General features: G+C 46.0%; 2 protein-coding genes and 1 tRNA gene. 2 read left to right on the top strand and 1 reads right to left on the bottom strand.

What is annotated here, in order from left to right:
- The first annotated feature begins 298 nt into the window (after window positions 1–298).
- Window positions 299–372: transfer RNA gene (locus DP116_RS27425), tRNA-Met, on the top strand.
- 69 nt (window positions 373–441) lie between these two features.
- Here DP116_RS27425 and DP116_RS27430 read toward each other — a convergent pair.
- Complete coding sequence (locus DP116_RS27430; RefSeq protein WP_169158139.1) at window positions 442–2,643, bottom strand: amylo-alpha-1,6-glucosidase; 2,202 nt, start codon at window positions 2,641–2,643, stop codon at window positions 442–444.
- Window positions 2,644–2,964: 321 nt separating this feature from the next.
- Here DP116_RS27430 and DP116_RS27435 point away from each other — a divergent pair, with 321 nt between their 5' ends.
- Entirely contained in the window at window positions 2,965–3,576 is a 612-nt protein-coding gene (locus tag DP116_RS27435) for a peroxiredoxin (RefSeq protein WP_169158138.1), read from the top strand.
- The last annotated feature ends 219 nt before the right edge of the window (window positions 3,577–3,795 follow it).

The raw sequence follows: 3,795 nt of genomic DNA on the forward strand, positions 1-3,795 counted from the left end.
CAAGTTCTGACGATGAATGTAGAATCCCCTCGCCTTTAGGCAGGGGAGTGTCAATGCTTATTCTATAGAGGGAGTTTGGCTCCCTTTTTTGTTGTTTGTTATGGGGAACTCTTAACAGGGAACAGGGAACTCTTAACAGTGAATACTGACCAAGGTTATGGAAAACAAATACTGGTAACTGATAACTGATAACTGCTATAGGGATACATGGGAAAGTGAATTGATTTTTAGCTGTCAATTCTTGAGTATTGACTTCAACATTTTTGTATGCTACATTAAATAATCAAATCATGTCTATGGCTCAGTAGCTCAGTTGGTTAGAGTAGGGGACTCATAAGCCCTTGGTCGTGTGTTCGAGTCACACCTGAGCCATTATTGCGAGTGTTAAACAATGAATAGCCAGTGCTAAGTAAAAGTAACTTAGCACCTAGCCGTTCTAAGTTACCACTTCTTCAAATGTCGAATGACTTCTGCAACAGACCAAGCTTGAGCTACCGCTCCTCTAGGTGTGTGCGGCTCATCACCTTCAAAAATTTCGGAAATAGAGCCAAGACAGGCATCAGATAGAAAGTGTTTTAGCAGGGGTTGCCAATCAAAAGGCAATGGAAGTCCCGGATAAAAACGCTCCCAACCACGGATGAAAGGACCTATTAACCAACTCCACACCGTGCCTTGGTGATAAGCGTGATCGCGTTTTTCTGGGTTACCCTTATATTTGCCAATGTATTCTGGATCTGTTGGAGCCAGACTGCGAAGACCATAAGGAGTGAGCAAGCAAGAACGAGCAAGATCAAGAATCTTTTGCCCTTGCTGTTGAGAGAACGCACAATGTGAGAGTGAAAGTGCTAAAACGGCATTTGGGCGAATCTGAGAATTTCGCCCGTCGTCTGGCTCAATCACATCGTACAAGTAACCCAGTTGAGGATTCCAGTACTGTTGCATAGAAGCTTTCACTTGTTGTGCCAGCTGAGTGTAACGCAAAGCCTGCTTAGCAAGACGCCCTCGATCAAGCATAGCTTCCTGTTCACTTAATATTTCTGCCCACCGACTTGCCCAACATAGCGCTGAATACCATAGAGCATTAATTTCCACTGGCTTACCACGACGGGGAGTGACAGGCTGCCCGTCTACTACCGCATCCATCCAGGTCAGAGCTACAGCAGGAGCATACCAACTCACTAGCCCATCGGTAACATCAGCCTGAATATTATAGCGTGTCCCTCCGATAAAAGCTTTGTAGATTTGCTGCACCACTGGATATTGCTCTGCCAAAAACTGCCAGTCTTGTGTCGCTTCCAAGTAAAGCCCTAAAGTTTCAATCCACCATAGTGCCGCATCAATACTGTTATAAAACGGTTCGCCATCCGCGTCAGGAAATGCATTGGGAATTAAACCGTGAGAACAGTAACGTCCAAAAGTTTGCAGCAGTCCTTTTGCCAAATCAAAACGCTGTGGAGTCAGCGTCAACCCTGGTAAGGCAATTAAGGTATCGCGCCCCCAGTCATTAAACCAGTGATATCCAGCAATGACGGTGGGACCAGCAATAGAAGCACGATAAACTATAAACTGATCTGCGGCTTGTAGTAGTCGCCGCCAGAGGTGCGATGGAGTCGAGGAAGATGAGGGAGATATAAGAGTATGATCTCGCCCTACTTCTGTTTGCCAATTTTCCCAGCCAAAAATTTGAGACAACCGTTCTTGTTCTGCTTCGACAACTTCCGCAAACGTTTCACAAGTCAGGGGAGTTTGCAGTTCACTAGGAAAACCCACTCGTGCTTCCAAAGTCACCGCATCTCCTCCATTAAGTGTAACTGTTAAGTAACCAGGGCTATAGAGGTCTTCGCGATCGCCCAACCCCCGCAGAGTTTCCTCAGGGAGTTTATAATCCCAGTACCAAAATGGGTCTTGTTGATAGTTTCCTTGCGTCCAGCGCAAATGCCAAGGTGTTCCAAAGTTGTGAGAACTGATTGCTTGCAGGCAAACTTGCTGTTGTCCCAGCAATTGCGAGAAGTGTAATTCTGGAATAACTTTTTGTTGATGGTGAAAGTCGCGATCGCCTATAAGCACTCGCAGCTTCAATTTAGCTGTTTGTGTACCTTCATAGCGATATTGAACCAAGATACGATGGCAAAACTGAAATGGGGGAGATGTGGGAGTCCACAAGTGAGGGCTTCCTTCCCTCTCTCCTCCTACTTTCTCCACCCCTTCGGGGTTCGGCAGTCGCTCATGGGGGAAACCACGCCAGTTGCTCCACTTGGGGAGACCCCAAGACCGCACTGGCTCCCCAAGACCTCGGCGACTACCCAACCCATACGGCATCACCAAATGTCTAGTCAACTGCCAGTCGTCCTCACCCCATATCCACTTTGGAACTGGGTTAATATCAAAAAGGCGCAGCAGTTGGTAGCCCTTTGGCTCTATCTGACAACTGCCCCAGAAATTTGTCCCCAATGCCACAACCCGATCTGATAGTTCTAGGCTAGCTTCTAGGTGCGAAAGCACCAGAGTACGCCCAGAAGGTGGGTTAGTAGCGGCAAACAACCAGCCGTGATAAGTGCGAGTCCGGATATCGCAAACTGTACCACTGGCAAAACTTCCTAAGCCATTCGTTAGTAACCATTCTCTTGTATCTAAATCCACGATTGCCTACTCAAAATCGTTATGAGTATGATATATTCGTAACAGAACGTAATCAAACTGTAAGTCCAGCCCCGCAGGTAGTGAGATTTGTTCTGTCGGACAGTCTCCCTGCTCAAGACGGTCTTTGCGCCCGATTCGTGCGTGGGCATACCCGTATCTCCTGCGAAGACGCTGGGCGGACGGCGTAGCAGTGCCGCATTTATAGGGCTTTTCCACTAATTGCGGACTGGCTCTTGCGAAGGGCGATGACGAGAACGGGTGAGATTACCTGACCCGAACTCCAACAATACTAGACAGATAATAAATTGAAGGAGAATTAGGTTAATGCCCCTCAGTTATGCATCAGAAGGATGCCTCCGTGTAGGTCAACAGGCTCCCGACTTTACAGCAACGGCTGTGGTAGATCAGGAATTTAAAACTATAAAACTTTCCGACTATCGCGGCAAGTATGTCGTACTGTTTTTCTATCCTTTAGACTTTACCTTTGTTTGTCCCACTGAAATTACAGCCTTTAGCGATCGCCACGAAGAATTTAAGAATCTTAACACTGAAATCCTTGGTGTTTCCGTTGATAGTGAGTTTTCTCACTTAACATGGATTCAAACAGATCGCAAGTCTGGTGGCGTCGGTGACCTCAACTACCCCTTAGTTTCCGACATAAAAAAAGAGATTAGCGCAGCTTACAACGTGCTTGACCCATCTGAGGGTATTGCCTTGCGCGGTTTGTTCATTATTGACAAAGAAGGTGTCTTACAACAAGCAACCATCAACAACCTAGCTTTTGGTCGCAACGTTGATGAGACCCTGCGGATCTTGCAAGCCATTCAACACGTTCAGTCCCATCCGGACGAAGTTTGCCCTGCTGGCTGGCAACCAGGCGACAAGACAATGGTTCCCGACCCAGTGAAGTCCAAAGTTTACTTCGCTGCTGTTTAAGTTTCAAAGGTAATACAGTAGTAGTAGCAGGCTGACTGCTACTATAAACTCACTCAACCATTACCACAGATAAACACAGACAAATCAAATTCGTAATCAAATAATCCGCAGTCTATTTTATCATGAATTGCGAGTTAAAAATTACTCATTATTTGGTTAAACTCCGTGTATATCTGTGGTTTGTTATTTAAGAATTTAATAATATCAAAAAAAAATGGT

Source organism: Brasilonema bromeliae SPC951 (genome assembly GCF_012912135.1).
Classification (GTDB): Bacteria; Cyanobacteriota; Cyanobacteriia; order Cyanobacteriales; family Nostocaceae; genus Brasilonema; species Brasilonema bromeliae.